The following is a 26,108-nucleotide window of genomic DNA, read 5'->3' as shown; positions in this document are numbered from 1 at the left end:
CCGCACCGACCGGTCAGTGCAGCCTCCAGGTGTACTTGTCGCCGCCCACCCAGCGGACCGCGTCCGGATCGTCCAGGTCGTGGATGGGGATGCCGTAGGAGGCGGCCGTCTCCAGCACGTCCGTGATGGTCCTGGCCTCGCCGACCACCTGACCGTCGATCTCCATGATCCGGAAGGGCGGCTCGCCGTGCCGGCCCGGGCACACGCCGAGGACCAGGATCCGCGGACGGGAGATGTGGGGAGCTGCTTGTTCGGTCATGCAATCGAGGGTAGAACGCAACCCGCGCCGACGGGTCATCCAGCGGAGCCGTCCAGAAGATCGAGTACGACCGCCTCCACGGCACCCTGCGTGGCCGGACGCCCGAACTCCCCGTGTTCGCCCAGCCGAGTGAGCGCGGGGGCCACGGTCACGCCCTGCTCGAACAGCTCGAAGACCTTCGGGTCTATGTACGACGACCGGCAGACCGCGGGCGTGTTGCCCAGGTAGTGGCTGACCTCGCGGACGGCCCGGGAGATCTGCCGGCGCCGGGCGGCCTCGGTCGCCCGGGCGTCGCGCGCGGCCACGGAGACCGCCACGGCGGCCAGCACGGTGGCGTGCCAGGTGCGGAAGTCCTTGGCGGTGACATCGGTGCCGGACAGCCGGCGCAGGGCCTCGTTGAGGTCGTCACCGTGCAGGTCGTGCCAGGCGCCGCGGTCCCAGTAGACGAGGAAGCGGTCGCCGCCGCGCGGGCGGCGCAGCAGGGCGCGGGCGACGGTGTGGACCTGCTCGTCGACGAGGGCGCGGACCATCTCGGTGCCGCCCTTGGCCGGGTAGCTGAAGGTGATCTCGCCGCGGCCGCATCCGACGTGCTCGCGGAGCATGGTGGTCAGGCCGTAGGTCTCGCTGGTGCGGGTGTGCCGGTCGCTGCCGATCCGGAAGAAGCCCAGGTCGAGCAGGCGGACCGCGCAGGCGGTGACCCGGTCCCGGCTCAGCCCGCGTCCGGACAGGTCGAGCTCCACCCTGGCGCGCAGCTCGGGCAGGGCGCGCGCGACCTGCCGTACGTGCTCGTGCTTGGCCTTGTCCTGCCGGGCGCGGAACTGCTCGTGGTACAGGTACTGGCGGCGCCCGGCGTCGTCGGTGCCGACGGCCTGGAGGTGGCCGTTGGGCCACGGGCAGATCCACACCTCGCGCCAGGCGGGCGGGATGGCCAGGGCCCGGACGCGGGCGAGCTCTCCGGGGTCGCCGAGCGGCTCACCCGTGGTGTCGACGTACCGGAAGCCCCGGCCGGAGCGGATGCGGCGGTAGCCGGGGCCGTCGCTCGAGCTGGTGCGCAGCCTCACCCTCGACCTCCCTGTCCTCGTCCTCTCAGCGGGATGTCACGGACGGCGCCAGTCGTCGCTGGTCAGATGGGAGCCGGCCTGTGGGCCCATGCGCAGCATGCCACCGTCGACGCTCCAGGAGGCGCCGGTGACGTAGGAGGCGTCCGGGCTCGCGAGGAACGCGATCACGGCGGCGACCTCGCGGGCGTCGCCGGGCCGGCCGAGCGGCACGCCGGGACGGCGCTCGGTGTGGACGTCGGTGTCCTCCTGGCCGGTCATCGGGGTGGCGATCTCGCCCGGCGCGACCGCGTTCACGGTGATGCCGTGCTCGGCCAGCTCCAGGGCCATCACCTGGGTGAGCAGGCCGAGACCGCCCTTGGCCGCGCAGTACGGGGCCGCGCCGACCCGGGGCTGGTGCTCGTGCACCGAGGTGACGTTGACGATCCGGCCGCCGTCGCCCTGCCGGATCATGCGCCGCGCGGCCCGCTGGCCGAGCAGGAACGGGCCCACGAGGTCGACGTCCAGGACCCGGCGCACATCGGTCAGGGTCAGGTCGAGGAAGGGGGTCATGGTGCCCGTACCGGCGTTGTTGACGAGTACGTCGATCCGGCCCAGCTCCTCGCACAGCTCGTCCACGGTGTCGGCGGCCTCGGGCAGCCGGGTGAGGTCCAGCCGGGCGACGGCGGCGCGGCGGCCGTGCTCGCGGACCTCCCGCGCCGTCTCCTCGGCTCCCTTCTCGTCCGTGTGCCAGGTGATGCCGACGTCCAGGCCGGCCTCGGCCAGACGTACGGCGGTGGCCCGGCCGATGCCGGAGTCCGCGCCGGTGATCAACGCCGTTCGCTGCGCGGCTGGTGCGGGCATGGCTCGCCTCCTCACGGTGGGTGTCCGGACGAGTCACCGCAGTACCCGGGGGCGGTGGGGGCAAACGGGTCGCGCCGCGAGAGGTCACCGACCATGCGCGGGCCGCGGCTCGTGGCCGGCCGGCCGCGCGGTTCCCCGCGCTCCTTCGGGGCGGCTGGGGCACCCTTGGTTCTCATGGACCCCGTCGCCGCCCTCGACCGGATCGCCTTTCTGCTGGAGCGGGCGCTCGCGCCCACCTACCGGGTACGGGCCTTCCGTACCGCCTCCCGGACGCTGGCCGCGCTGCCCGAGGGCGAGGTGGCCGCGCGGGCCGCGGACGGGACGCTGGAGTCGCTGAAGGGGGTCGGGCCGAAGACCGCACAGGTGGTGCGGGAGGCACTGGGCGGTGAGGTGCCCGGTTACCTGCGCAGACTGGAGGAGGAGGCCGGGTCGCCGGCCGGTGCCGAGGGGGCGGGTGCCGCACTGCGGGCGCTGATCCGCGGTGACTGCCACACGCACTCGGACTGGTCCGACGGCGGCAGCCCGATCGAGGAGATGGGGCGGGCGGCGGCCGAGCTGGGGCACGAGTGGACGGTGCTCACCGACCACTCCCCGCGGCTGACCGTGGCCCGCGGGCTGTCGCCCGGGCGGCTGCGCGAGCAGCTGTCGGTGGTGGCGGAGCTGAACGCCCGCTGGGCGCCGTTCCGGCTGCTCACCGGCATCGAGTGCGACATCCTCGACGACGGCTCGCTGGACCAGGAGGAGGAACTGCTGGCACAGCTGGACGTGGTCGTGGTGTCGGTGCACTCCAAGCTGCGGATGGACGCGCGGTCCATGACCCGCCGGATGACGGCCGCCGTGCGCAACCCGCACGCCGACGTGCTCGGGCACTGCACAGGGCGCCTGGTCACGGGCCGGGGGCGGCCCGAGTCGCAGTTCGACGCGGAAGAGGTGTTCGCCGCGTGCGCCGAGTCGGGCACCGCCGTGGAGATCAACAGCCGCCCGGAACGGCTGGACCCGCCCCGGCGGCTGCTGCGGCGGGCGGTCGAGGCGGGGGTACTGTTCTCGGTCGACACCGACGCGCACGCACCCGGCCAGCTGGACTGGCAGATCCTCGGCTGCGCCCGGGCCGAGGAGTGCGGGGTGCCGCCCGAACGGGTGGTGACCACCTGGTCGGCCGAGGAGCTGCTGGGCTGGACCCACGAGGGCCGGCTGCCGGCACGCGTGGCCGGGTCCGGGCGTGGTACCCGGTCCGGGAGCTGAGAGAAGGGATCCCCGGATGGACCGTGCCGCCGTGTTCGACGTCGACGGAACGCTCGTCGACACCAATGCCCTGCATGTCGTCACGTGGTGGGAGGCGTTCCGGCAGGCCGGTCACGACGTGTCCATGCACGATGTGCACCGGGCCGTCGGTCTGGGCTCCACGGATCTCATCGCCCATCTGCTGGGCGACGACCGGGACCCCGACGAGGACGCCGGGCTGAGCGCGGCGCACACGGCGCTGTACGGCCAGTTCTTCGAGCGGCTCCCCGCCCTGCCGGGGGCCGCGGACCTGCTGCGGCGGCTGCACGCCGACGGCTGGACGGTGGTCCTCGCCACCTCGGCGAGCGGTGCCGAGCTGGGCGCGCTGCGCCGGGCGATCGACGCGGACGACGCCATCACCGGCATGGCCAGCGCCGACGACGTCCAGCGGGGCAAGCCGGCCCCGGAGCCCGTGGAACACGCGCTGGAGCTGGCCGGGGTGCCGGCCTCCCGGGCGGTGTTCGTCGGGGACACCGTGTGGGACATGCGGGCGGGCAGCAAGGCCGGGGTGCGCTGTGTCGGGCTGCTGTGCGGCGGGATCCCCCGGGCCGACCTGGAGGAGGCGGGCGCGCAGGCGGTGTACGCCGACCCCGCCGACCTGCTGGCGCGCCTGGCGGAGAGCCCGCTGGGCTGAGTGGTGCCGGTGGTGACGCACGTCACGAACCGGGACGGAACACCCCAGGGTGGTTGCCCGTTGAACAAGCCGTGGGTGTGGATGGGACAGTGTCCCCGGGCCTCACTTCCAGCCCACAGGGACGATCGTTCGGCTGAAGCCCTGTGGAGCCCTTCGCCGAGAGGCGACCGCCATCCGCGCCCACGCTCCGACCGCCCCGGTCGTGATTCCCCCGTCACGGCCGGGGCTTTCCCTTGCCCCGGCGGCCGCGGCGCCGCGTGTGCGGGCCCGGCGCCCGGGTACCCGGCCGCTCGTCGCAGCCTCCGCCGCGCCGACGAGAGGAGCCGAAGGTGAGCAGCTCAGCGGGCAGCAGGGTCGTCGTGACAGGCGCCACCGGCAATGTCGGGACGAGTGTGGTGCGTCTGCTCTCGGAGGACCCCGGAATCAAGTCGGTGCGGGGGCTGGCCCGGCGGACGCCCGCATGGTCACCGCCGAAGACCGAGTGGTCCGCCGTCGACCTGAGGTCGGACGAGGCGCACCTCGCCGAGCGGTTCGAGGGCGCCGACGCCGTGATCCATCTCGCCTGGGCGTTCCAGCCGACGCACGATCCGGTCGCCACCTGGCGGACCAACGTGCTCGGTTCCATCCGCGTGTTCGAGGCGGTCGCCGCGGCCCGGGTGCCGGTCCTGGTGCACGCCTCCTCCGTCGGGGCGTACTCGCCGGGGCCGAAGGACCGCCCGGTGGACGAGTCCTGGCCCACGCACGGCTGGCCGGACGCCGCGTACTGCCGGGAGAAGGCCTATCTGGAGCGCACGCTGGACGTCTTCGAACGCGACCACCCCGAGGTGCGGGTGGTCCGGATGCGCCCGGCGTTCCTGTTCAAGTGGGAGTCGGCGAGCGAGCAGCGGCGGATCTTCGGCGGACGGTTCCTGCCCGGTCCGCTGGCCCGGCCGGAACTGCTGCCGTTCCTGCCGGACGTCCCGGGGCTGCGGGTGCAGGCCCTGCACACGGACGACGCCGCCGAGGCCTACCGGCTCGCGGTGCGGTCGGACAGTGCCCGGGGCGCCTTCAACCTGGCCGCCGATCCCCCGCTGGACGCCGGTGTGCTCGCCGAGCTGCTCGGCTCCCGGCCGGTGCGGCTGCCGCGTACGGCGGCCCGGTCGGCGATCGCCGCGGCCTGGGGGCTGCGCCTGCTGCCCGCGTCGCCGCACCTGTTCGACGCCGTGCTGCGGCTGCCGCTGATGGACTGCTCCCGGGCGCGCGCCGAGCTGGAGTGGGAGCCCCGGCACACCGCGACCGAGGTGCTCCAGGAGTTCCTGGACGGCCTGCAGAAGGGCGGCGGGATGGAGACCGAGCCGATGCGGGGCCGGAAGGTCGGCTGACCCCTGCCCCGCCCGAGCCGACCGAGGAGCGGAGGACACCATGGCTGAGCAGCAGCCCCGGCCCGGCGCCGAGCAGCGCCCGGTCCCCCGGGACATGCCGGACCAGCAGGCCCGGCCCAACGAGGACCCCTGGGACGTCGCCCCGGGCCGCACGCCGGACGACGAACCGGACGAGAACACCGTCCCGGACACGGACGAGGCCGGCACCGGGCGACGCGGCGCCACCGACACGGGCACGGCCCACTCGGACCACCCGGCTCCGCAGGAACCTTCGGGCTGAGGCGCGGACGGTTGGTCGTAAGCGCCCGCCGGGGCGGCCCCGCTCCCCGGCGGGCGACAGACGGGCCACCCGGTGCCGGCCGCCTGCGCCCCGCATCCCCCGAGGGTCAGTGCGGGCTGCGGTCCTGGAGGGCGGTGCGCCAGGCCGGCAGGCGCTTCTCGGGGGTTCGTTCGGGGCGGCGGCCGCCGTCGGCGAAGAACTCGGCCAGCGGGAGGATCGCCGCGCCGACGGTGACCGCGTCCGGGCCGAGCCGGCCGAGTTCGATGGCCACCTGGTCGGCCGGGTGCCGCAGGGCGTACGTCGTCGCGTGCCGGCGTACGGCGGGCAGGAAGCGCGTGCCGAGCTGGAGGCCGGCCCAGCCGCCGATCAGGATCCGCTCGGGCTGGAAGAGGTTGATCAGGTCGGACAGGCCGGCGCCGAGGTACTCCGCGGTCTCCTCCAGGACGGCCAGCGCAACCGGATCGGGCGCGGTGCCCTCGGCGGGATAGGCGGCGGCGAGCATCGCGGTGAGGGCGGTCTCCTCGTCGGTGTCCTCGGGCGGCCGTCCGCCCTCCTCGCGCCAGCGGGCCAGCAGCGACTCGGCGCCCGCGTAGGCCTCCAGGCAGCCCGGCGCACCGCAGCGGCAGCGGCGCCCGCGCACCCGTACCGTCAGATGCCCCCACTCGACGGCCCGCCCGTGCTCCACCTCGGGCGTGACCAGGCACGCGCCGACGCCGGAGCCGAAGAGCACGACCACGGCGTTGCGGGCCCCGCGCCCGGCGCCGAACCACATCTCGGCCTGGCCGAGGGTCTTGGCGCCGTTGTCGATGAAGTACGGCACCCCGTCGGGCAGCCCGGAGGCCGAGCGGAGCAGCTGCTCCAGCGGGACCGCGTCCCAGCCGATGGTCTGCCCGTGGACGACGGCGCCCCGGTCCGTGGTGTGCTCCACGATGCCGGGGACGCCGACGCCGACGCCGAGCAGCCGGTCGGGGGCGGCCTGTTCGGCGGTGAGGACCTCGGCGACGCCGTCGCGGATGTGGCCGGCGATGACGTCCACGTCGTAGCCCTGCGGGGTCAGCGGGCGTTCCACGCGGGCCAGTTCGGTGAGGGCCAGGTCGAACAGCTCGACCCGGACCCGTGTCTCGCCGACGTCGACGCCGATCATCTGTCCGCTGTGCGGGGCGACCCGCAGCAGGGTGCGGGGCCGGCCGCCGTCGGAGTCGACACTGCCGGCCTCCTCGACCAGTCCGTCGGCGATCAGGTCCGCGACCACGTTGCTGACCGACCCGGAGCTGAGTCCGGTGGCCGGCCCCAGCTCGAACCGGCTGAGCGGGCCGTCGAAGTACAGCCGCTGGAGCACCGCCGTCCGGTTGCCCCGCCTGAGGTCGCGTACCGTGCGTCCGTTGCGCCCAGCCATGTGGCTCCCTTCACGAACCCTGCCCGACCTGCAACATACCCCTTCGGGCAGCCGGGGCGCGACATTCTCCCAACCCTTAGTTCACGCTATGAGCTAAGGCGGAGGCGATTGAGTGCCGGGGTGCCGCCGCCGAGGGGCCGCACGGTGGCCGGCCGGGCGGGCGCCATGCCCGCCCGGCCAGGACCCGCCGGGCCCGTTCCCCGGAGTCCCCCACCGTGCCCCCTCCCCCGGCGGGCTCAGCCCCCCGCGTACACGTCCTCCACGTAACGCCCGTCCGCGACCAGCTCGTTCAGCCACCGCTCGGCGGCGGCCCCGTCGGTGCCCGGCGTGCGTTCCCGGTACAGGGTACGGAAGGCCTCGCGGACGCCGGGGGCCATGCGCGCGCCGTCGCCGCAGACGTACACCCGCGCCCCGGCCGTCAGCAGCCGCCACACCTCGTCGGCCTCGGCGGCGATCCGGTGCTGGACAAAGGCGGCCCCGTTCTCGGGCGCGGCGCTGAAGGCCGGGCGCAGCGACACCGCTCCGGCCCGCTCGGCGGCGCGCAGCTCCTCGGCGTGCAGGTAGTCGGCGTCGGGAGCGTCGCAGCCGAAGTACAGCAGCGCGGGCGGGAGCGCGGTGCCCGCGCGGCGGGCGGCCAGGCGGTCGGCGACGGCGCCCCGGAACGGGGCGAGCCCGGTGCCCGCGGCGACCAGCACGACCGGTGCCGAGTGGTCGATCCGGAACGCCTCGCGGCAGGGCTGGACGCGGGCGTGGACGGTGTCGCCGGGCCGCAGGGAGGCGAGGTGGCCGGACCCGGTGCCCCGGTAGCGGCCCCTGCCCGACCGGGCCGGTGCGTCGAGCACGGACACCATGAGGTCGGCGTGGCGCGCGTCGGCCACCGGTGCCGAGGAGATGGAGTAGTGGCGGGGGCGCAGCGGGGTCAGCAGGTCGAGCAGGAGCGGCCAGCCGAGCGCGCCGCGCAGGGCGGGGTGGTCCTCGGCCAGCTCCACCAGGGTGCGCGGGTCGTCGTCGGCCGGGGCGGCGAGGGCGGCACGCTCGGGCGGGCAGGGGTTGGCCTCGGCGAGCAGGGCCCGCTGCCGGTCCGTCGGCCGCTCCTGCAACTCCACGTGGTGGGTGAGCAGTTCCCGCACCGGCAGCGGCCGGTCGACGACAAGACCGTCGCGGCGCGGGCGCGTGGCCCGGATGTCCAGTACCGCGTCGGCGTCCAGGCCGAACGCGGCGACGGCCCGGTCCACCAGGTCCGGGGCGTTGGCGGGCAGCACGGTCAGGTGGTCGGCGGTGCGGTAGGTGACGCCCTCGGGCAGGGCGACGCGCAGGAACCGCTTGGTGCGCGGGTGGTCCGCCGCGGTGAGGTCACAGGCCTCGGTGACCGTCATCGGGACCAGGCCGTGCCGTTCGGCGAGGGCGTCCAGCGGACCGCCGGTCAGGGTGCGCACCGCGTAGGCGTGGTCGGGCTCGGCCGGTGCGCCGTCCCCGGTGTCCGGGTCGCCGTACTCCGTGAGCAGGGCGGTGCGCAGCCGGGCCGTGAACTCCCGTACCGTGCCGGTGAGATCGCCGGAGGCGTCGGCGGCGGCGCGGTCGGTGAGCCGGGTGGCGCCGAGTTCGGCGAGGCGGGCGTCGACGCGGGTGGGGACCTGCTGGTAGGTCGCGGCCCAGTTGCGGTCGCCGACGCCGAGGACGGCGTAGCTGACGCCGGTCAGATCGGGGGTGGCGTCGAGCCAGGCGGTGAAGGCGACGGCGTCGTCGGTGGGCCGGCCGTTGTAGGAGGCGGCGGTGATGACGACGGGCCGGTCCGTGGGCAGGCCGTCCGCGTAGGCGTCCAGGGCGGCGACCTCGGTGGCGCAGCCCACGGCGGCGGCCTCGTCGGCGAGCTGGGCGGCGAAGTCCCGGCAGGTGCCGTAGTTGCTGCCGTGCAGGAAGAGGGCGCGGGTGCCGGGGCGGACCCGGGCCGGGAGGGCGTCGGGGGCCGGGGCGCCCGCGGCCGGCGCGGGGGCGGTGCCCGGCAGGGGTGCGTGCACGCGGTCGGCGGGGGTGCGCGGGGTGAGCGTGAGGGTGAAGCCCTCGGGCTTGAGGGTGAGGGTCTCCTTCACGGTGAGTCGGTAGCCGGCGTGGTCGTGCAGCCGGTAGCGGTGAACCAGCAGGGCGAGCAGCATGGTCGCCTCGTGCAGCGCGAACTGCCGTCCGATGCAGGCGCGTTCACCGGTGCCGAACGGCTTGAAGGCGTGCACCGGTCGGGCCGCCTCGGCCTCGGGGGTGAACCGCTCGGGGTCGAACAGCTCGGGGTTGTCGCCCCACACGGGCCGGCGGTGCAGCATCGGCGCGAGCACGGTGACGGCCTGGCCGGCGCGCAGCGGGATCCGGCCGCCGAGCAGGGTGTCCTCGCGGGCGTGCCGGCTGAACGCGGCGGCCGTCGGCCACAGCCGCAGCGCCTCGTTGAGGACCTGGCGGGTGTAGGTGAGCCGGCCGATGTCCTCGTACGTCGGCTCGGGGTCGGCCGTGTCGCCCCACAGCGCGTCGGCCTCGCGCTGCACGAGCCGCAGGACGGCGGGGTGCTTGGCGAGGTAGTACAGGGCGAAGGACATCGCGCCGGAGGTGGTCTCGTGGCCGGCGATCAGGAAGGTGATGACCTGGTTTCGGATGTTGGCCGGGTCCAGGGTGGTGCCGTCGGCGGGGTGCGGGGCGCTGAGCATCAGCCCGAGCAGGTCCTCGGCGCCGCTCTGGTCGGTGCCGGTGCGGGCGGCGATGACGTCGTCCACGACCCCGGCGAGGTAGTCCGCGTCCCGCCGGAAGGCCGCGTCGGCCGCCGTGTGGTCCTGGCCGGGGGTGCGGGCCAGGCGGGTCATGCTCCACTCCAGGCAGCGGACCATGGACTCCACGAAGGGGTGCGGCTCGGCGCGTTCGAAGGAGCCGAAGTCGTAGTCGAAACCGGCCAGTCCGATGGTGTCGAGGGTCATGCGGGTCATGTCGTCGGGCACGTCGACGGGCTGCCCGGCCCGCGCGGCCCGGTCCCAGGAGTCGATGAGCCGCCGGGCCACCTTCAGCATCACGGGGTGGTAGGTGCGCATCGAGCCGAGCGCGAAGGCGGGCATCAGGATGTCGTGCGCCTTGGCCCAGTTGGGCTCGTCGTTGTACGCGGTGAACAGGCCGTCGGCGGCGAACTCGCGGACGTTCTCCAGGGCGGGCCCGACGTGCTTGGCGAACCGCTCCTCGTCGGCCAGGTCGGCGACCAGGTCCGCGTCGGCGACGAACGTCACGTCCCGGCCGTGCAGCCGGCGCACCAGCACCGGGCCGTGCTCCCGCATCAGTTCCATGATCTGCTGGATGGGGGCGCGGCCGGGGCCGGTGGCGGTGATGTCGACGACGGGGACACCGGCCAGGGGTGCGGCCGGTTCGGGGTGCAGTGCGGTGGGGGGCATGACGCGCCAACTGCCTTTCGCGGTAGCGGACTACTGCGTTCCAGGGTGGTCGACGGTCAGGCCGGGCCCGCGCCACGGCACTACACGATCGTGCAGTGGAAAGCGGGCCGCGCCACTTGCGCGCACCCGGTCCGGGGGGCCCGAACCGCCCGCACCGGACGCCGGCCAGGCCGTACGCTTCGGAGAACTCCGCCGAGCCGCATGCGAAGGAGTGGGGAGTTGGCCGTACCACCGGCGGGTCCCGTCGCGGACTTCTGCGCGGAACTGCACCGTCTCGTGCGCGCGTGCGGGGTGTCGCAGACGGAGATCGGCGCCGCGCTGCGGCTGAGCGGCCCCTCGGTGTCGGAGCTGCTGAGCGGACGGCGGCGCCGGGTGCCCGACTGGAACAGGGTCCGGCTGATCGTCGCACTCTGCGCGGAACGGCGCGGGACCGGGACGGCGCCGCCCGCCGGGATGACCCTGGACACGGACTGGTGGCGGGCCCGGCACGCCGAACTGGAGCGGACCGCGGAGGCGGCGACCGTACCGCGGCACGAGCCCGCGCCGCCGGCCGGCGCGCCCACGGCCGGGCACCGGCCCGGCCTGCCGGCGGACGTGCCCGCACCCGGCGACCTCGACACCGGCGCCTGCGTGGACATGGACGTGCGCACCGCCGTCCTGCTGCTGGCAGGTGACCGGCCGCACCCGGGCCTGGAGCTGCTGCGGCAGCTCAACCACGCCTACGACCGGCAGAGCGTGCTGCGCATGCTGGCGGAACTGCTGGACGGGTACCCGAGCCGGGTGCGGGCCGCCCGCGGTCCGGCGCGCGCCGCGTTGCTCCAGGCGGCGCGTGTGGCGTTGACGGCCTGCGCGGTCCGGCGGCACGTCCCGGGGCTCCCGGCGGAGGGGTCCCACCTGGTCCAGGGCATGGCCGACGGCTCGTCCCCGGCCTACGCGCCCGCCGGTACGGCCCCGGACGGGCAACCCGACCCGGCGGGCATCCTGTCCTGGCCCCCGTCGAGCGCGACCACCGGCACCCAGCGGCTGATCGCGGACACCTTCCACGAGTTGGCGCTCCCCCTGGCCGAGCGGTGCCCCGAGTTCGCGCTGTCGGCCGGGCTGCCCAGTGCCGTGGTGACGTCCCTGGCGGACACGGGTACGGGGGTGGGCCTGGCCGGACTGGGCGTCCTCCTCGACGAGTTCGCGGGGACCGGCTCCCCGGGCGCCGCCGTCCGCGCCCGGCTCCGGGCCCCGATCGCCTCGCTGGACGCCCCCGGCCCACGGCTGCCGTCGCTCGGCGAGGGGTACGTCGATCCGCGCTTCCGGCTGTCCCGCCCCACACCCGGGGACGAGACGAGAGTCGCCTCGGACAAGTGGTGGGAGCAGCAGGAAGCGCACGAGGGCATCGAGCGGTTCCTCGCCGCCCATCTGCTCTCCCTGCCCGCCCTGCTGACCCCGCTCGTCGTCCTCGGGCACCCGGGCGCCGGCAAGTCACTGCTCACCAGGCTGCTGACGGCCCGGCTCCCGGCAGCCGAGTTCCGGCCGCTGCGGGTCGAGTTGCGGCACACCCCGGCGCTCGACGTACAGGGCCAGCTCGAACACGCGCTGCGGCAGGACACCGGGCGGCCGCGGCACTGGCCGGACTGGTCCGAGGAACAGCCCGGCGCGGTACCGGTCGTCCTGCTCGACGGCTTCGACGAGCTGCTGCAGGCGGGCGCGCAGAGCCTGAGCACGCGGTGGCAGTGGAACTACCTGACGGACGTGGCGGCGTTCCAGGCGCGGGAGGCGGCCCTGGGCCGCCCGCTGATCGTCCTCGTCACCAGCCGGACCGTGGTGGCGGACCGGGCACAGCTCCCCCAGGGGTCCCTGGTGCTGCGCCTGGAGCCGTTCGGACCGGCCGAGACGGACCGTTGGCTGTCCGTCTGGAACACCGTGAACCACACGTACTTCACGCAGCGGGACATCCTTCCGCTGAGCCCGGAAACGGTGCTGCGGCACCGGGAACTGACCGCCCAGCCCCTGCTGTTGCTCATGCTGGCCCTGTACGACGCGGCCGACAACGCCCTGCACCGCCTCGCCGGCGCGGACTTCAGCCGTACCGAGCTGTACGACCGGCTGCTCACGGAGTTCGTCCGGCGGCAGGTCGACAAGGACGGCGCGCTGCCGCCGGCCGAGCAGGCCGCGGCGGTCGAGCGGGAACTGCACCGGCTGTCCGTGGTCGCGCTCGGCATGTTCCAGCGCGGCGCCCAGGCGCTCGGCGCCGCGGACGCGGACCGGGACCTGGCGGCCCTGGACACCGGGGCCACCGAGGAGGACCGGGGCAGCGGCTCGGACCTGCTGTTCGGGCGGTTCTTCTTCGTGCACGAGGCACACGCCCTGGTCGCCGAACAGCACCTGCGCAGCTACGAGTTCATGCACGCGACATTCGGCGAGCACCTGACGGCCCGGCTGATCGGACAGGCGGTGCGCGAGCTGGCCGACTCCGGCGCCGGGGACGACGGCCGGCTCTACGCGCTGCTGTCGTTCGCGCCGCTCACGGACCGGGTGCAGGTGCTGGAGAACGTGCGGGACCTGCTGGCCCGCGGGACACCGGAGGGTCTCGTGGACGCGCTGGCCGGGCCGTTCCGTGCCGCCGAATGGGAGCCGGAGGCCCGCACCCCCGTCACGCACGCGCCCGTGCGGCTGACCAGGACCTACCGGAACTCGGTGTACCAGGTCAATCTGCTGCTGATCGCCGTCGCCGTGGCGGGCGAGGTGTGGGCCTCGCGGTTCCTCGCGCCCGACGACGACGTGGCCGACGCCTGGCGGCGGCATGCGTCCAAGTGGCGGTCCCAGTTGTCCGGGCCGTCCTGGAAGCTGTTCTCCGGCGCGCTGACGCCCGAGCGCTGCCGGCACTCCGGCGGCCGACCGGACCTGAGACTCCGCCTGCACGCCGCGCCCGCCGACGACCACCATCTGGACTGGGTGCTGGGCACGCCCGACGCCGAAGTCGCCCGGTACGCGGGAGACGACGAGTTCGCCCCCGACACCTGGGCCCGCATGCACCGCCGGATCACGTTCACCGGCGACCCGGATGCCGAGATCCTGCTGCACGCGGTACGGCCCCTGCTGCAGTCCATGCCCGGCACCCTGCTGACGTACCGGACCGAGGAGGAGGGGCGATTGCGATCGGCCGCCCAGGCCCTGCTGTCCCTGGTCGCGCAGCCGCCGGTCGCCACTCTGCGGGACAAGGCCTACACCACCGCTCTGACGGTGCTGGCGCAGCTGCCGCCCCACGAGACGGAACCGTACCTGGAGGCCCTGGGCCACCAGCTGACGCGCGACGCCGCCCTGCTGCCGGACGACTCGCTGGCGGCACACCTGCGCCGGTTGCGCATCGTCCTCGACAAGGCCGTCATCGGTCCGAGGCTGCGGACGCACCTGTCCGACTGCCTGTACCTCGCTGCCGGACGGCCGGACCCGGCGCTCGAGGCGGCCGCGGAGGAACTTCACCGGCTGCTCGTCCGCACGGGCCCGCAGGATGGCGGGCGCACCGAGAGCGCCCGGCTCGCCGCCCTGACGGCCCTCACCCAGGCCGCCCGTTCCAGCACCACGTGGCGGGACGCCCGGATGCCGCGCGGCGCGGAAGCGGCCGGCCGGCTGGACGAGCTCCTCGACGGACTCGACCTCCCGGCGGTCGCGGCCGGCCGCCCCTCCGTGCTCGTGGCGGTCCTGCGCGCCGCGATCGACCTCGGTCTGGACGAGTGGCTGGCCGCCCGGGCGCCGGAGTTGCTCCGAGCCCTCCCCCGCGAGGCCTTCGGCCTCCTCCGTCCCTCGGATCTGCCCCCGCTGCGCGCGGCCCTGCCGCCGGGCGCCCACGCGAGCGAGTTCGCCGGCGTGGAGGCCCGGTGGCGCTGACCCCCGCCCCGCCGATTTGCCGCTGACCTGCACTTCCTCTTGGATGGCGGTCGGCCGGCGGACCGGGAGGTGCGATGGAGGCGGAACGGGCCGACGCGGTGGTGTGGCGCAACCGGGCGCTGATGCTGTTCGACCGGGTGTCGGTACCGGTGGCGGTGTGCGACGTGTACGGCCAGGTGGCGCTGGCGAATCCGGCGATGGCCGCGGAGTGCGGTACGACCCCGGGCCGGCTGCGCGGCCGGCAGGTGCTGGAGCTGTTCCGGCCGCAGGAGACCACCCAGGTGGAGCGGATCGCCGAGGCGCTACGGCTGCGGCACCGCTCCCGCTACCAGGTGTCGGTGTGCTGGCGGGCGCCCGGCGGGGCCGAGCGGCACGGGGAGCTGACGGCGGATCCGGTGAGCGACAGCGTGGAGGAGACACCGGCGCTGCTGGTGATGCTGCGGGTGCTGGGCGAGCGCACGGCACCGGAGCCGCAGCCGGTGCGGACCACCGGGGTGGAGCGGCGGGTGCTGGCCCTGCTGGCCGGGGGCGCCACCACGGCCCGCGCCGCCCGCGAACTCGGTCTCACCCGGGACGGCGTCACCTATCACCTGCGCCGCCTGTCGGCTCGCTGGAACGCCACGAACCGCACAGAGCTGGTGGCCCGCGCCTACGCCCTGGGCGTGCTGGCCCCGGGCGTATGGCCCCCGGAACCGGGAGCCGCGGAGGAGGAGTAGCCGGCAGGGGAGCCACAGGGAAAACCATTGGCTCACCCTCGCTGTGGCTAACTAGGCTAGTCGTCAGCCTAGAGGGCCTAGGTTCACCGGCCCGGCCGGATCCGGAAGGACTCCCCCATGAGACCGCTCACCGAGCAGGACATCCGCAGCTCCTTCGTCAACTGCTCCAAGGGCGAGGCCAAGCGGGTGGCCGTCCCGCGGGACCTCGGCGAACGCCCTTGGGACGACCTGGACTTCCTGGGCTGGCGCGATCCCGGCGCCCCGGACCGCAGCTATCTGGTCACCGAGCGGGACGGCCGGCTCGTCGGCGTCACCCTGCGCTTCCCTGCCTCCCAGCACGGCTTCCTGCACCGCAGCATGTGTTCGCTGTGCCTGACCACGCACCGGGGCGGCGGGGTCTCGCTGATGGCCGCGCGCAAGGCGGGGGCGGCCGGCCGGGAGGGCAATTCGGTCGGGCTGTACATGTGCTCGGACCTGGCGTGTTCGCTGTACCTGCGCGGCAGGAAGACCCCGGCGTCCGGCGCCCGGTTCGAGGAGAGCCTGACCCTGGACGAGCAGATCGCCCGCACCAGGAGCAACCTGGAGGCCTTCCTCGACAAGCTCTATGCATAAGCATCTGGCCTGAAGCAGTCCGAAACAGTCCGCAAACAGCCACGTTCGACGCCCCCGAGGAACGGGAACAGGCCAAGGGATGCGCGACGTACGAGAGTGGAGCACGGGACTGCTGCGGCTGGCGAAACGCCGCCGGGAGCCGGTGGTCGTCCAGACCCTGCGGTCGGCGACGGCCGCGACGATCGCCTACGTGATCGCGCTCCGGCTGAGTCCGGAGCCCGCCCCCCTCACCGCGCCGCTGACCGCGCTGCTGGTCGTCCAGGTGACCTTCTACGCCACCCTCACCAACGGCATCCGCCGGGTGAACTCGGTGGTCGCGGGCGTCCTGGTCGCCATCGCGTTCAGCGTGCTGGTGGGCCTGACCTGGTGGAGCCTGGCGCTGCTGATCGTGGCCGCGCTGGCCGTGGGGCACCTGGTGCGCGTCGACGAGTACGTGGCCGAGGTGGCGATCAGCGCCATGCTGGTGCTCGGGGTCACCACGGTCGGGTTCACGGCGTGGGCGCGGATCGTGGAGACGCTGATCGGCGCGGTCGTCGGCACCGCGTGCAACCTGCTGCTGCCGCCCCCGGTGTGGGTGGACGAGGCGGGCCGGTCGATCGAGGACCTCGCACGGCGGGTGCGCCAGCTGATGCTGCGGATGGGCGAGGAGGCCGCGGGCCGCACCCCCTGGCAGCGGGCCGCCGAGCGGCTGCACGAGGCGCGCCGGCTGGACCACGACATCGTCCAGGTGGACGCGTCGCTGCGGCAGGCCGAGGACAGTCTGCGGCTCAATCCCCGGGTGAAGGAGGGGCTGCTGCACCGGGTGGTGCTGCGCACCGGTCTGGACACCCTGGAGATCTGCACGGTGGTGCTGCGGGTGCTGGCCCGCTCCTTCACGGACCTCGCCAAGGCCCGCGGGTCCGAGGAGCTGTTCCCGCCCCGGGTGGGGGCGACGGTGGAGCAGCTGCTGTCGGAGATCGCCGACGCCGTCGTGAGCTTCGCCGTGCTGGTGACCACCCATCTGAGCGAGAACGCCGAGTCGGCGGAGGAGCGGCTGAGTGCCGAACTGCGCACGGCGGCCGGCACCCGGGACCGGCTCGCCGAGCTGCTCCAGGAGGAGATCCGCAAGGACTGGGCGCACTGGCAGCTGCTCGGGGCGGTCCTCACCGAGACGACCCGGATCATCGACGAGCTGAACACCGAGCACCGCACCCGCCGCCTGCTGGAGGAACTGGACCGGGTCTCGCGCGGACAGCGGACCAAGCTGCCCCGGCTGGCCTGGCTGCGCGACCGCCTCGGTGTGCAGGAGGAGCTGTGGCGGAACCGCGCGGGGGTCGGTGAGCGTTCTCGGTGAGGAAGACGCCGGGGCGGGCCGGCGCGGGAGGCGAGGGAGCGGGCGGATGACGGGTGGCGGGGTCCGGATCGACGGGAACACGCTGCGGCTGCCCGGCGGGGTGGCGGTGCGCTTCGTGCGCACCCTGCGGCTGCCGGAGAGCGGCACGCATCCGCTGCCGCCGGGTCTGGGCGAGTTCCCGGTCCGGCGGGTGGCGGACCACGCCGACCGGGTGCCGGAAACGATGCGGGCGCGCGGCGGGGTGATGCTGCCGGTGTACCTGCGCGAGGCGATGTGGCTGAGCTTCGCGGGGACGACGGAGCCGGCCGCGCTCCAGGTCGGCGTGGGCAAGGTGTGCGCGGTGTCCGGGAAGCCGTGGCGGGGCCGGCTGTCTCGGCGTCCGCAGAACTACGTGGTGCTGCCCCGTCAGCCCTGGCTGGACGGGATCAACTCCGGCAAGGGCACGGTCCGCCAGTTCGTGGCCGTACCGCTGGGGCTGGGCGCGACCGTGGAGGGGCAGGTCACCGGCGAGGAGGTGTGGGGCGGGGTCCAGCTCCAGTCGTTCCCGCTGACGGAGGGCGCCCTCGCCGAGTGGCGGCGCCAGGAGCGGGAGCGGGCACTGCCCCCGAGCCCGCCCGGCAGCTACGGCCCGGCCGGCGGCTTCGGCGCCGCCCTGCCCACGGCGGCGCCGGCCCCGGGCGGCCCTCCGCCGGGCGGGCCCGTCGGCGCGCCGCCGCCCGCCGCGTCCTTCGGCGCTCCCCCGCCGCCGGCCGCCGCCCCCCGGCGCGCCGCGGCCATGGGGCTGGGCGTCGGCGGCTCGATGCGGCAGGAGGTCTACCAGGACGACCGGCCGCTGCGCGACTGGTCCGAGGAGCCGGCGGGGCGGGTGTTCGTGCACCTGGTCACGCCCCCGGAGTGGCGCCGGATCACCGGCGAGGCGCCCCCGCCGTCGCCGGTCGACCGGGCGGCGTACACCCGCGCGGGGCTGCCCTGGTACGACTACTACGACGCGGACGCCGACGATCTCGCCCCCACGGACACCCTGGAGGGGGTCAAGCCGGTGGGCGAGTGGCTCGGCGAGGACCTGGACCCGTGGCAGGCCCCGTCCGCCGGGCAGGTGGCACCGCTGAAGGACGCGCCGGGCAAGCCGGTCGAGGACGGGGAGTGGTGACCACCGCCGTTGCGCGTCGCGCAACACCCGTTGCCGGACTTGCCCTTGCCGGTGGGTGCAGGCCAAGGTGGCTGTCACCAGGGGGGCGACCGACGACCTGAGGTGCGGCATGGACACGGAGGCACGGACGGCGGAAGAGGGCTCTTCCCCGCCCCGGCGGGACCGCGAGCGCGGCGGCTGGACCAGACGCCGGTTCGTCGGGGCCGTGGCCGGCACGGCGGCCGTCGTGGCGGTGCCGTCCCCGGCCGCCCCGCCGGCGGACACCCGGGCCACGCGGAGCGCGCCGGACCCGGCCCCGCCGCCCCGGGAACCGTCCGGGCCGCGCCCGCTGTACGTGGGCACGTACACCTCCGTCGACGGCGGCGGCACCGGCATCGGTCTGGCGTCGTACGACCCGGAGTCCGGCCGGATCACCGGGTCGGGCACGCTCACCGGGGTCCCCGACCCGTCGTATCTCGCCGTGCACCCGGACGGCCGCACGCTGTACGCGGTGGACGAGCGGCCGGACGGCGGGGTGACGGCCGTGCGCCTCGCGGACCGGAAGGTCCTCGGCACCCGGAGCACCGGCGGCGCCGGGCCCTGTCACCTGTCGGTGCATCCGACCGGGCGCTGGCTGCTGAGCGCCGACTACGGTTCGGGCAGTGTCGCCGTGCACCCGATCGACGCCTCGGGCGCCCTGGGCGAGCGCACCGACCTGGTCACGCACACCTCTCCCCCGCCCGGCCCCGGACAGCAGGGCCCGCACGCCCACCAGTTCGTCACCAGTCCCGACGGCGGGCACGTCCTCGCCGTGGACCTGGGCACCGACACCGTGTACACCTACCGCCTCGACCCGGCCGGCGGCACGCTCACCGAGGTGTCCCGGGCGCGCACCCGGCCCGGCGCGGGCCCGCGCCACCTGACCTTCCATCCGGGCGGCCGGTACGCCTATCTGGCCAACGAGGTGGACGACACCGTGGCCGTGTGCGCGTACGACCCGCGCTCCGGCCGGCTGCGCGTGGGCGCACCGCAGCCGACGGGTTCGGACGGCGGCACCAACTACCCGGCGCAGATCCTGGTGACGGCGAACGGCCGGTACGCCTTCCTCGCCAACCGGGGCCACAACAGCCTCGCCCGGTACGCCGTCGAGGCCGACGGGGCGCGGCTGCGGCTGCTCGGCACGGTGCCGGTGGGCGGGGACTTCCCGCGGCAGATCGCGTTCTCGCCGGACGGCCGGCTGCTGTTCGCGGCGAACCAGCGCTCCGGCACGGTCACCGTCTTCCGTGTCGACCCGGAGGGCGGTGGACTCCGCCCGGCCGGCGAGCCGTTCGCCTCACCCGTCGCCGTCTGCGCGCTGCCGCTGTAGCGCGCGGGGGCAGCCGGCGGCACCGGCCTGCGCCAGCAGGGCGTGCATGCGCTCGGTGAGCTGGGCGACGTCGTCGGCGGGCGCGTGGAAGGGCAGCCGTACGTCGCCGTGGGCGCGGGTGCGTTCGATGCGCAGGGTCAGTCCGTGCCGGTCGACGGCGAGCGGCACCACCCGGGTCGCGGCGTGCAGGCTCTCGGGCCGCACCAGGCGGGTGAGCCGCTCGACGGCGTCCGGGTGGGCCTCGGCGAGGTGGGTGAGCAGCCGGGCCTCGGCGCCGGCGAGGGGGTCGGGGCGGGCGGCGGTGAACTCGTCCGGGTCGACCACCACCGCCCCGGCGGACCGGCGCAGCACCACGCGGGTGGGATGGAACAGGAGGGTGCCCTCGGACGGGGCGAACCAGCCGGAGAGGAAGAGCCGGGCGCGGATGCGGTGGCGCACCGGTACGGGCGCCACGTCGGCGAACTCCAGCAGGGCGGAGGGCTCTTGGCGCGGGGCGCACAGGACCGCTCCGAACAGGGCGCTGTCGTCGGGCACCGCCAGCCGTACCGCGCCGTCCTCGGTGACGGTGTGGGCGCCGGCGTACTCCTCGCGCGCGCCGTCCGCGGTCACCGCGCACGACCACGCGACGGCCAGCACCGAGCGTGCTCGTTCCGCCGCGCCGGGGGCGGCCGTCCAGTCCTGCGTGTCACCCATCCGAGACCTCCTTAGGTAAGCCTTGCCTAACCTATCGGAGATCGAGGCGCACGCCAACCAGGCCGCACCGGCGGTCGGGGTCATCCGGAGTGCGCGAGGACGCCCAGCAGGGCACGGGCGCACAGATCGCGCACCTGTTCCCGGCCGAACTCGCCCTCACCGCGCAGCCATTCGAGGCAGACGGCGGTGGTGAAGGCGAGCCAGCCGCGCACCGCCAGGCGCACCTGGGGAGCGGTCTCGACGACGGGCCCGAACTCGGGGTCGGCGGCGAGCGCGGCCAGGATCTGCTTCTCCTGGGCGGCCAGGGCCCGCCGGTAGACCCGGCGCACGGCCTGGTCGCCGGCCGCGTCGGCGCGGTGGAAGGCGCGGAAGCCGTGGGCGTGGGCCTCGACGTAGCCGAGGTAGGTGTCGAGGCCGGCGGTGAGCTGCTCGCGCACCGGCACTCCGGGCACCGCCGCCGTCATGCGCAGCATGCGCGCGCTCTCCCGCTCCACGACGGCGGCGAAGAACTCCCGCTTGGTCGGGAAGTAGTGGTACAGCAGCCCGCGCGAGACCCCGGCGATCTCGGCGACCTGCTCGATCCACACGTCGTCGTAGGGGCTCTCCGAGAACAGCTTCGCGCCGACCGACAGCAGCTGCTCACGGCGTTCCGCGGTACTGAGTCTGCGCCGGGCGCGTTCCCCCTGGTTCGCGGGCATGCCGTCACTTTACTTGACGCCGGTTCAACAACGGGACAACACTGGAACACGTTACTGAACCCACGTACAACACGCGCGCGTCACTGCTTCAACCATCCGCTGATCAAGGGAGATCGCGTCATGGCGGAGACGACGGGGGTCCCGGGGACCGGGCTGCCGAAGGGTTTCCGGAGCGCCGAGCAGGGCTGGCCCGGGCTGCACCGCATACCGCATCCACCGCACCGGCTGCCGCTGCTCGGCGATGTGCTCGGCGCCGACCGCAGGCGGCCGCTGCAGGACTCGATGCGCTTCGCGCGCGAGCTGGGGCCGATCTTCCGGCGCCGGGCCTTCGGCAAGGAGTTCGTGTTCGTGTGGGGGGCCGGGCTGGTCGCCGACCTCGCCGACGAGTCCCGGTTCGCCAAGCACGTCGGCCTGGGCGTCGCCAATCTGCGGCCGGTGGCCGGCGACGGCCTGTTCACCGCCTACAACCACGAGCCCAACTGGCAGCTGGCGCACGACGTCCTGGCGCCCGGGTTCAGCCGGGAGGCCATGGAGGGCTACCACGGCATGATGCTCGCGGTCGCCGGCCGGCTGACCGACCACTGGGACCGCGAGCTGGCGGCCGGGCGCACGGTGGACGTGCCCGGCGACATGACCCGGCTGACCCTGGAGACGATCGCCCGGACCGGCTTCGGGCACGACTTCGGCTCCTTCGAGCGGGACCGCCCGCACCCCTTCGTCACGGCGATGGTCGGCACCCTCACCTACGCCCAGCGGCTGAACAGCGTGCCCGGGCCGCTCGCCCCGCTGCTGCTGCGCGCCGCCGCCCGGCGCAACGCGGCCGACATGGCCTACCTCGACCGCACCGTGGACGGTCTGGTCGCCGCCCGTCGCCGGTCCGGTGGCGGCGAGGGGGACCTGCTGGACCGCATGCTGGCGACCGCGCACCCGGAGACCGGGGAGAAGCTGTCCGCCGAGAACGTCCGCAAGCAGGTGATCACGTTCCTGGTGGCGGGCCACGAGACCACCTCGGGCGCCCTCTCCTTCGCCCTCCACTACCTCGCCCGGCACCCCGAGGTCGCCGCCCGGGCCCGGGCCGAGGTGGACCGGGTCTGGGGCGACACCCCGCGGCCCGGCTACGACCGGATCGCCAAACTGCGCTACGTCCGCCGGGTGCTGGACGAGTCGCTGCGGCTGTGGCCGACCGCGCCCGCCTTCGCCCGCGAGGCACGGCGGGACACGGTCCTCGCCGGGGAGCATCCGATGCGCCGGGGCGCGTGGGCGCTGGTGCTGACGCCGATGCTGCACCGCGAGCCGGAGGTGTGGGGCGAGGACGCCGACCGGTTCGACCCGGACCGCTTCACCGCGGCGGCCGTACGGGCCCGGCCACCGCACACCTTCAAGCCGTTCGGCACCGGCGCCCGGGCCTGCATCGGCCGCCAGTTCGCCCTGCACGAGGCGACGCTGGTCCTCGGCCTGCTGCTGCGCCGCTACGAGCTGCACGCGGACCCCGGTTACCGGCTCACCGTCTCCGAACGGCTGACGCTGATGCCGGAGGGGCTGCGGCTGCGGCTGGAGCGCCGCGCAGGCGCGCGGGGGACGGCGCGACCGGACCACGACGCAGCCGCGGACGGGCCACGGCACGGCCCGGCCGAGCCGGCGGAGCCCCTGTCAGCGAGCCGCTGTCCAGTGCACGGGGCGCGTGACTGACGCCGGCAGCCGGGTACCCTCGCTGCCCCGGGCCGCGTTGACCTGCGGCTGGGTGAGGAAGAAGGCTCCGGTGAGGTCCGCGTCGGTCAGGTCGGCGTCCCGCAGGTCGGCACCGATCAGGTCCGCGTCGCGCAGGTCGGCACCGGTGAGGTCGGCGGCTATCAGACAGGCGCCACGCAGGCTCGCCCCCCGCAGGTCGGCGCCCCTGAGCCGGGCGCCGACGAGATCCGCGCCCCGCCGGTCCCGGCCCCTGCCCTTCCCCTTGCCCTTGCCCTTGTCGCCGGCGCCGGCCCGGGCCAGCTCGCTGGTGCGCAGCAGGAGCACGTTGACCTCCTGCCGGTGCGCGGCCACGTCCAGCGCGGCCAGCTCCTCGGGGGTCTGCCGGGTGAGCCGCTCGGTCTTCTCCAGCGCCTGCCGCAGCTCGGGGTGGACGGGCCGGGCGGCGGGCAGGCCGAGTGCCTCGGTCAGGTACCACAGCAGCTCGTGCAGTTGCCGGACGACCGGGAACACGTCGAACATCCGGCGCGCGTGCTCCTTCGGCGCGGTACGCCAGTCCTGCCCGCCGAAGGTGACCTGCGAGACCTTCTGGCCGGCGCCGAAGCAGTCGTAGACCGTGCAGCCGGTGAAGCCCTTCGTCCGCAGGTCGGCGTGGATGCCGCAGCGGTGGTCGCCCCCGAGGTTCGGGCAGGGCTTGCCCGCGGGCTTGTCCCGCGCGAAGTCGGCGGAGCGGGCGAAGGGCAGGGCGACGCAGCACAGCCCGAAGCACCGCGCGCAGTCGCCGCGCAGGTCGGGGGCGGGGTCGGCTATCTGATCCGGCATGGGGTCCAGCCTACTGACCCGCCGGCACGGCACTGATCGTCCGCCCCCGTCCGCCGGGCGGCGGCAGCGGCTCCGTCGTGGCTCGTCACGCGGATGCCCGCGCCCCTTCCGAGGCGCCGTCCCTGCCCGGTGACCGTCACGCCTCGTCGCGTGCCAGCGCCAGCAGCCGGTCCAGGACGCGGGGGGCGCCCGCGCGCAGGCCGTCGTGCTCGTACTCGTTGGTGACCCAGGGGCGCAGGCCGCGGATCGCGGCGGCCGTCTCCAGGGAGTGGGCGGTGTCGACGTACATGTCGTCGTGGTACACGGCCGCGGCGACCGGGACCTCGTTGGCGGCGAGACGTGCCGGGTCGTACAGGGGGCGCCAGTCGGTGCGGGCGGCGAGCAGTTCGGCCGTCTCGCGCAGGGGGCGCAGGGCCGGGTCGGTGTCGAACATCCAGGGGTGGACGGTCTCGCCGGTGAAGAGCACCGGGCCGTCTCCGGTGAGCGCCTTGGCCGCGTCGAACTGCGGGAACTCGGCGCGGACGCGTTCGGCGGCCCACGCGGTGGGGCGGGCGTCCTGGCCGTAGATCGACTCGTGGACGAGGGCGTAGAGGGGGTGGGAGGCGTACGACAGGAGGGACTGGGCCTGCTCCTGGAAGGCGTCGGAGAGCTCGAGGCCGGCCGGCGTGCGGACGAAGGCGTCCTCCAGCAGGTGGTGCAGCCGGTGGCTGCCGTCGCTCGCGCCGAGCATCAGGCCGAGGGACTGGAAGGCCTCGACGGTGAAGCGGTAGCCGTTCGGCAGGACCACGTCGCGGGTGAGGAGGTGGTCGGCGATCCGGCGGGCGCGCTCCACGTCCTGCGGATAGCGGGCGTAGTGCGCGGCGACCTTGCGTTCGACGCGCGGGTAGGCGGCCCGGTAGACGTCCTCGGCGTGGGCGTGCAGGGAGGGCAGGCCGCCGGTGACGATCGCGGTGGCGATGCCCTCGGGGGCCAGGGAGAGGTAGGACACCGTGCAGAAGCCGCCGAAGCTCTGGCCGAGCACGGTCCACGGGGCTCCGCCGGTGACCTGCGGGCGGATGGCCTCGCAGTCGCGGACGATGGAGTCGGCGCGGAAGCGGGTGAGGTGGTCGGCCTGGGCGGCGGGGCCGCCGCGCAGCGGCAGGGTCTGCCGGGTGGCGGGTGTGGAGCGGCCGGTGCCGCGCTGGTCGAGCAGCAGGACGCGGTACTCCTTCAGCGCCCGGTCGAGCCAGGCCTGACGTCCGACGAAACGATTCGCCCCGAAGCCGGGGCCGCCCTGCAGATACACCAGCCAGGGCAGGTCCTGCCCGGCCTTGTCGCTCGCCACCGCCTCGCGGGCGTACAGCTCGATGGTCTCGCCGCCGGGGTCGGCGTGGTCGAGGGGCACGGTGAAGTGGCGGTCGGTGAGCACGACGCCGGGCTGGCGGTAGCTGAGGCTCAACGGGTCTCCTGGGACGGACGGGCTGGACGTGTCCCAGTTGAGCACACGAGCGGGCGCGCGCCGAGCCCCGGGATCATGGATGGTCACTGAACTGCCGGTCAGTACGGGGCCGGGCGCGGGACCCCGGCTCAGCGTGCCGCGAGGCTGGAGCGGCGCACCACCAGCTCCGGCTGGAGCACCACCCGCCGGTGCTCGTGCGCCCGCTTCCGCTCGCCCTCGTGCTGCTCGGTCTCCTCCAGCAGCAGTTCGGCGGCGAGGGCACCCATGGTGACGGCGGGCTGGCGTACGGAGGTGAGGGGTACGGCGGCGGCCGCGGCGAACTCGATGTCGTCGTAGCCGACGAGCGCGAGGTCGTCCGGGACGGTGACCCCGGCCGCGTACATGGCCTGCAGGACACCGAGGGCGAGCAGGTCGTTGGCGCAGAAGACGGCGGTGGGCCGGTCGGCGAGGCCGAGCAGCCGGGCGCCCGCGTCCCGGCCCGCGGCCACGTCGAGCCGTTCGGTGGGCAGTTCGCGCAGGGCCTCGGGGCCGAGGCCGGCCTCGGCGAGGGCGTTCAGCGCGCCGGTGCGGCGGTCGCGGACCTGGTTGAGTCCGGGCGGCCCGCTGACGTAGGCGAACGAGCGGTGCCCGGCGTCCACCAGGTGCCGGACCGCGAGCGCGCCGCCCGCCACGTCGTCGACGCTCACCGAGCATTCGGTGGTGCCCTCGGCGACCCGGTCGACCAGCACGAACGGGATGCCGTGCCGGCGGAAGGCCGCGATGTTGCGGCCGGTGGCGTCGGCCGGGGTGAGCAGCACGCCCCGCACCCGCTGCTCGGCGAAGAGCGAGAGGTACTCCGCCTCCTCGGCCGCGTTCTGCGCGCTGTTGCACACCATCACGCCGAGCCCCGCCTCCCGGGCCGCCCGCTCGGCGCCGCGCGCGACGTCCACGAAGAACGGGTTGCCCATGTCGAGCACGAGCAGCCCCATGATCCGGCTGCGGCCGGCCCGCAGCTGGCGTGCCGACTCGCTGCGGACGTAGCCGAGCCGGTCGATCGCGGACAGCACCCGGGCACGGGTCTCGCCGGCGACGGTGTCCGGGCGGTTGATGACGTTGGACACCGTGCCCACCGACACTCCGGCGGCGCGGGCGACGTCCTTGATACCCACCGACTGGGCCATCGGGCTTCGGACCTCCAGGGGACGGGATGCGGCGGGGCGGCCTTCACACTA

At 74.9% G+C, this 26,108-nt stretch carries 21 protein-coding genes; 11 read left to right on the top strand and 10 right to left on the bottom strand.

Going from position 1 to position 26,108, the window contains the following annotated elements:
- Positions 1 to 13: 13 nt before the first annotated feature.
- From ABZ923_RS20550 to ABZ923_RS20540, 3 genes are read right to left on the bottom strand one after another with little or no spacing between them, the layout of a single operon-like run.
- The gene (locus ABZ923_RS20550) at positions 14 to 259 is read right to left on the bottom strand and encodes a hypothetical protein (protein WP_361473599.1); all 246 of its coding nucleotides are present in this window, start codon (positions 257 to 259) and stop codon (positions 14 to 16) included.
- A 35-nt stretch (positions 260 to 294) separates the two neighbouring features.
- The gene (locus ABZ923_RS20545) at positions 295 to 1,320 is read right to left on the bottom strand and encodes a DNA topoisomerase IB (protein ID WP_361473596.1); all 1,026 of its coding nucleotides are present in this window, start codon (positions 1,318 to 1,320) and stop codon (positions 295 to 297) included.
- A 36-nt stretch (positions 1,321 to 1,356) separates the two neighbouring features.
- A complete protein-coding gene (locus tag ABZ923_RS20540) occupies positions 1,357 to 2,160 on the bottom strand; it encodes an SDR family oxidoreductase (RefSeq protein ID WP_361473594.1) in 804 nt (267 codons plus the stop codon).
- A gap of 174 nt (positions 2,161 to 2,334) precedes the next feature.
- Between ABZ923_RS20540 and ABZ923_RS20535 the strand changes: the two genes are divergently transcribed.
- From ABZ923_RS20535 to ABZ923_RS20520, 4 genes are all read left to right on the top strand, one after another.
- A complete protein-coding gene (locus ABZ923_RS20535) occupies positions 2,335 to 3,402 on the top strand; it encodes a PHP domain-containing protein (protein ID WP_361473591.1) in 1,068 nt (355 codons plus the stop codon).
- A 16-nt stretch (positions 3,403 to 3,418) separates the two neighbouring features.
- Positions 3,419 to 4,075 carry an HAD family hydrolase gene (locus ABZ923_RS20530; RefSeq protein WP_361473588.1) on the top strand — a complete coding sequence of 219 codons (657 nt, stop codon included), beginning with the start codon at positions 3,419 to 3,421 and terminating at the stop codon, positions 4,073 to 4,075.
- Between the two features lie 329 nt (positions 4,076 to 4,404).
- On the top strand, positions 4,405 to 5,436 hold the full coding sequence (locus tag ABZ923_RS20525; RefSeq protein WP_361473586.1) for an SDR family oxidoreductase: 1,032 nt from the start codon (positions 4,405 to 4,407) through the stop codon (positions 5,434 to 5,436).
- A gap of 40 nt (positions 5,437 to 5,476) precedes the next feature.
- Positions 5,477 to 5,716, top strand: a complete 240-nt coding sequence (locus tag ABZ923_RS20520) for a hypothetical protein (RefSeq protein ID WP_361473583.1) — start codon at positions 5,477 to 5,479, stop codon at positions 5,714 to 5,716.
- 106 nt (positions 5,717 to 5,822) lie between these two features.
- On the opposite strand, the gene ABZ923_RS20515 is transcribed toward ABZ923_RS20520, so the two are convergent.
- Together ABZ923_RS20515 and ABZ923_RS20510 are read right to left on the bottom strand one after the other, a co-directional pair.
- Positions 5,823 to 7,112, bottom strand: a complete 1,290-nt coding sequence (locus ABZ923_RS20515; protein ID WP_361473580.1) for an ROK family transcriptional regulator — start codon at positions 7,110 to 7,112, stop codon at positions 5,823 to 5,825.
- A 236-nt stretch (positions 7,113 to 7,348) separates the two neighbouring features.
- Positions 7,349 to 10,528 (bottom strand): cytochrome P450, encoded by a 3,180-nt coding sequence (locus tag ABZ923_RS20510; RefSeq protein WP_361473577.1) that lies wholly within the window; start codon positions 10,526 to 10,528, stop codon positions 7,349 to 7,351.
- Between the two features lie 219 nt (positions 10,529 to 10,747).
- Between ABZ923_RS20510 and ABZ923_RS20505 the strand changes: the two genes are divergently transcribed.
- The 6 genes from ABZ923_RS20505 (at position 10,748) to ABZ923_RS20480 (ending at position 19,560) form a co-directional block, all read left to right on the top strand.
- Positions 10,748 to 14,404 carry a hypothetical protein gene (locus ABZ923_RS20505; protein WP_361473575.1) on the top strand — a complete coding sequence of 1,219 codons (3,657 nt, stop codon included), beginning with the start codon at positions 10,748 to 10,750 and terminating at the stop codon, positions 14,402 to 14,404.
- Positions 14,405 to 14,478: 74 nt separating this feature from the next.
- On the top strand, positions 14,479 to 15,120 hold the full coding sequence (locus tag ABZ923_RS20500; RefSeq protein WP_361473572.1) for a PAS domain-containing protein: 642 nt from the start codon (positions 14,479 to 14,481) through the stop codon (positions 15,118 to 15,120).
- Between the two features lie 117 nt (positions 15,121 to 15,237).
- A complete protein-coding gene (locus ABZ923_RS20495) occupies positions 15,238 to 15,732 on the top strand; it encodes an FBP domain-containing protein (protein ID WP_361473569.1) in 495 nt (164 codons plus the stop codon).
- Between the two features lie 79 nt (positions 15,733 to 15,811).
- The gene (locus ABZ923_RS20490; RefSeq protein ID WP_361473566.1) at positions 15,812 to 17,065 is read left to right on the top strand and encodes an aromatic acid exporter family protein; all 1,254 of its coding nucleotides are present in this window, start codon (positions 15,812 to 15,814) and stop codon (positions 17,063 to 17,065) included.
- Positions 17,066 to 17,111: 46 nt separating this feature from the next.
- Positions 17,112 to 18,215 carry a hypothetical protein gene (locus ABZ923_RS20485; protein WP_361473563.1) on the top strand — a complete coding sequence of 368 codons (1,104 nt, stop codon included), beginning with the start codon at positions 17,112 to 17,114 and terminating at the stop codon, positions 18,213 to 18,215.
- 205 nt (positions 18,216 to 18,420) lie between these two features.
- Positions 18,421 to 19,560: a lactonase family protein gene (locus ABZ923_RS20480; RefSeq protein ID WP_361473632.1), complete on the top strand. Its 1,140-nt coding sequence runs from the start codon at positions 18,421 to 18,423 to the stop codon at positions 19,558 to 19,560.
- On the opposite strand, the gene ABZ923_RS20475 is transcribed toward ABZ923_RS20480, so the two are convergent.
- Complete coding sequence (locus ABZ923_RS20475) at positions 19,528 to 20,253, bottom strand: DUF2470 domain-containing protein (protein ID WP_361473560.1); 726 nt, start codon at positions 20,251 to 20,253, stop codon at positions 19,528 to 19,530. The two genes, ABZ923_RS20480 and ABZ923_RS20475, sit on opposite strands and share 33 nt — an antisense overlap.
- Positions 20,254 to 20,333: 80 nt before the next feature.
- Positions 20,334 to 20,951 (bottom strand): TetR/AcrR family transcriptional regulator, encoded by a 618-nt coding sequence (locus ABZ923_RS20470; protein ID WP_361473558.1) that lies wholly within the window; start codon positions 20,949 to 20,951, stop codon positions 20,334 to 20,336.
- 120 nt (positions 20,952 to 21,071) lie between these two features.
- Here ABZ923_RS20470 and ABZ923_RS20465 point away from each other — a divergent pair, with 120 nt between their 5' ends.
- Positions 21,072 to 22,640, top strand: a complete 1,569-nt coding sequence (locus ABZ923_RS20465) for a cytochrome P450 (RefSeq protein ID WP_361473555.1) — start codon at positions 21,072 to 21,074, stop codon at positions 22,638 to 22,640.
- Here ABZ923_RS20465 and ABZ923_RS20460 read toward each other — a convergent pair.
- The 3 genes from ABZ923_RS20460 to ABZ923_RS20450 all read right to left on the bottom strand — a co-directional run bounded on the left by ABZ923_RS20460 (position 22,602) and on the right by ABZ923_RS20450 (position 26,057).
- Positions 22,602 to 23,459 carry a pentapeptide repeat-containing protein gene (locus ABZ923_RS20460; protein WP_361473552.1) on the bottom strand — a complete coding sequence of 286 codons (858 nt, stop codon included), beginning with the start codon at positions 23,457 to 23,459 and terminating at the stop codon, positions 22,602 to 22,604. The two genes, ABZ923_RS20465 and ABZ923_RS20460, sit on opposite strands and share 39 nt — an antisense overlap.
- A 136-nt stretch (positions 23,460 to 23,595) precedes the next feature.
- On the bottom strand, positions 23,596 to 24,897 hold the full coding sequence (locus tag ABZ923_RS20455) for an alpha/beta fold hydrolase (RefSeq protein ID WP_361473549.1): 1,302 nt from the start codon (positions 24,895 to 24,897) through the stop codon (positions 23,596 to 23,598).
- Between the two features lie 128 nt (positions 24,898 to 25,025).
- Positions 25,026 to 26,057 (bottom strand): LacI family DNA-binding transcriptional regulator, encoded by a 1,032-nt coding sequence (locus tag ABZ923_RS20450; protein ID WP_361473546.1) that lies wholly within the window; start codon positions 26,055 to 26,057, stop codon positions 25,026 to 25,028.
- Positions 26,058 to 26,108: the final 51 nt, after the last annotated feature.

The sequence above is a fragment of the Streptomyces sp. NPDC046881 genome (assembly GCF_040645015.1).
GTDB lineage: Bacteria > Actinomycetota > Actinomycetes > Streptomycetales > Streptomycetaceae > Streptomyces.
This window is presented reverse-complemented; position numbering and strand designations above follow the sequence as displayed.

Coding starts and splice junctions, on each gene's coding strand:
- ABZ923_RS20550 (WP_361473599.1), bottom strand. CDS start 259: ATGACCGAACAAGCAGCTCCCCACATCTCCCGTCCGCGGATCCTGGTC.
- ABZ923_RS20540 (WP_361473594.1), bottom strand. CDS start 2,160: ATGCCCGCACCAGCCGCGCAGCGAACGGCGTTGATCACCGGCGCGGAC.
- ABZ923_RS20535 (WP_361473591.1), top strand. CDS start 2,335: ATGGACCCCGTCGCCGCCCTCGACCGGATCGCCTTTCTGCTGGAGCGG.
- ABZ923_RS20530 (WP_361473588.1), top strand. CDS start 3,419: ATGGACCGTGCCGCCGTGTTCGACGTCGACGGAACGCTCGTCGACACC.
- ABZ923_RS20520 (WP_361473583.1), top strand. CDS start 5,477: ATGGCTGAGCAGCAGCCCCGGCCCGGCGCCGAGCAGCGCCCGGTCCCC.
- ABZ923_RS20515 (WP_361473580.1), bottom strand. CDS start 7,112: ATGGCTGGGCGCAACGGACGCACGGTACGCGACCTCAGGCGGGGCAAC.
- ABZ923_RS20510 (WP_361473577.1), bottom strand. CDS start 10,528: ATGCCCCCCACCGCACTGCACCCCGAACCGGCCGCACCCCTGGCCGGT.
- ABZ923_RS20500 (WP_361473572.1), top strand. CDS start 14,479: ATGGAGGCGGAACGGGCCGACGCGGTGGTGTGGCGCAACCGGGCGCTG.
- ABZ923_RS20495 (WP_361473569.1), top strand. CDS start 15,238: ATGAGACCGCTCACCGAGCAGGACATCCGCAGCTCCTTCGTCAACTGC.
- ABZ923_RS20490 (WP_361473566.1), top strand. CDS start 15,812: ATGCGCGACGTACGAGAGTGGAGCACGGGACTGCTGCGGCTGGCGAAA.
- ABZ923_RS20485 (WP_361473563.1), top strand. CDS start 17,112: ATGACGGGTGGCGGGGTCCGGATCGACGGGAACACGCTGCGGCTGCCC.
- ABZ923_RS20475 (WP_361473560.1), bottom strand. CDS start 20,253: ATGGGTGACACGCAGGACTGGACGGCCGCCCCCGGCGCGGCGGAACGA.
- ABZ923_RS20470 (WP_361473558.1), bottom strand. CDS start 20,951: ATGCCCGCGAACCAGGGGGAACGCGCCCGGCGCAGACTCAGTACCGCG.
- ABZ923_RS20465 (WP_361473555.1), top strand. CDS start 21,072: ATGGCGGAGACGACGGGGGTCCCGGGGACCGGGCTGCCGAAGGGTTTC.
- ABZ923_RS20460 (WP_361473552.1), bottom strand. CDS start 23,459: ATGCCGGATCAGATAGCCGACCCCGCCCCCGACCTGCGCGGCGACTGC.
- ABZ923_RS20450 (WP_361473546.1), bottom strand. CDS start 26,057: ATGGCCCAGTCGGTGGGTATCAAGGACGTCGCCCGCGCCGCCGGAGTG.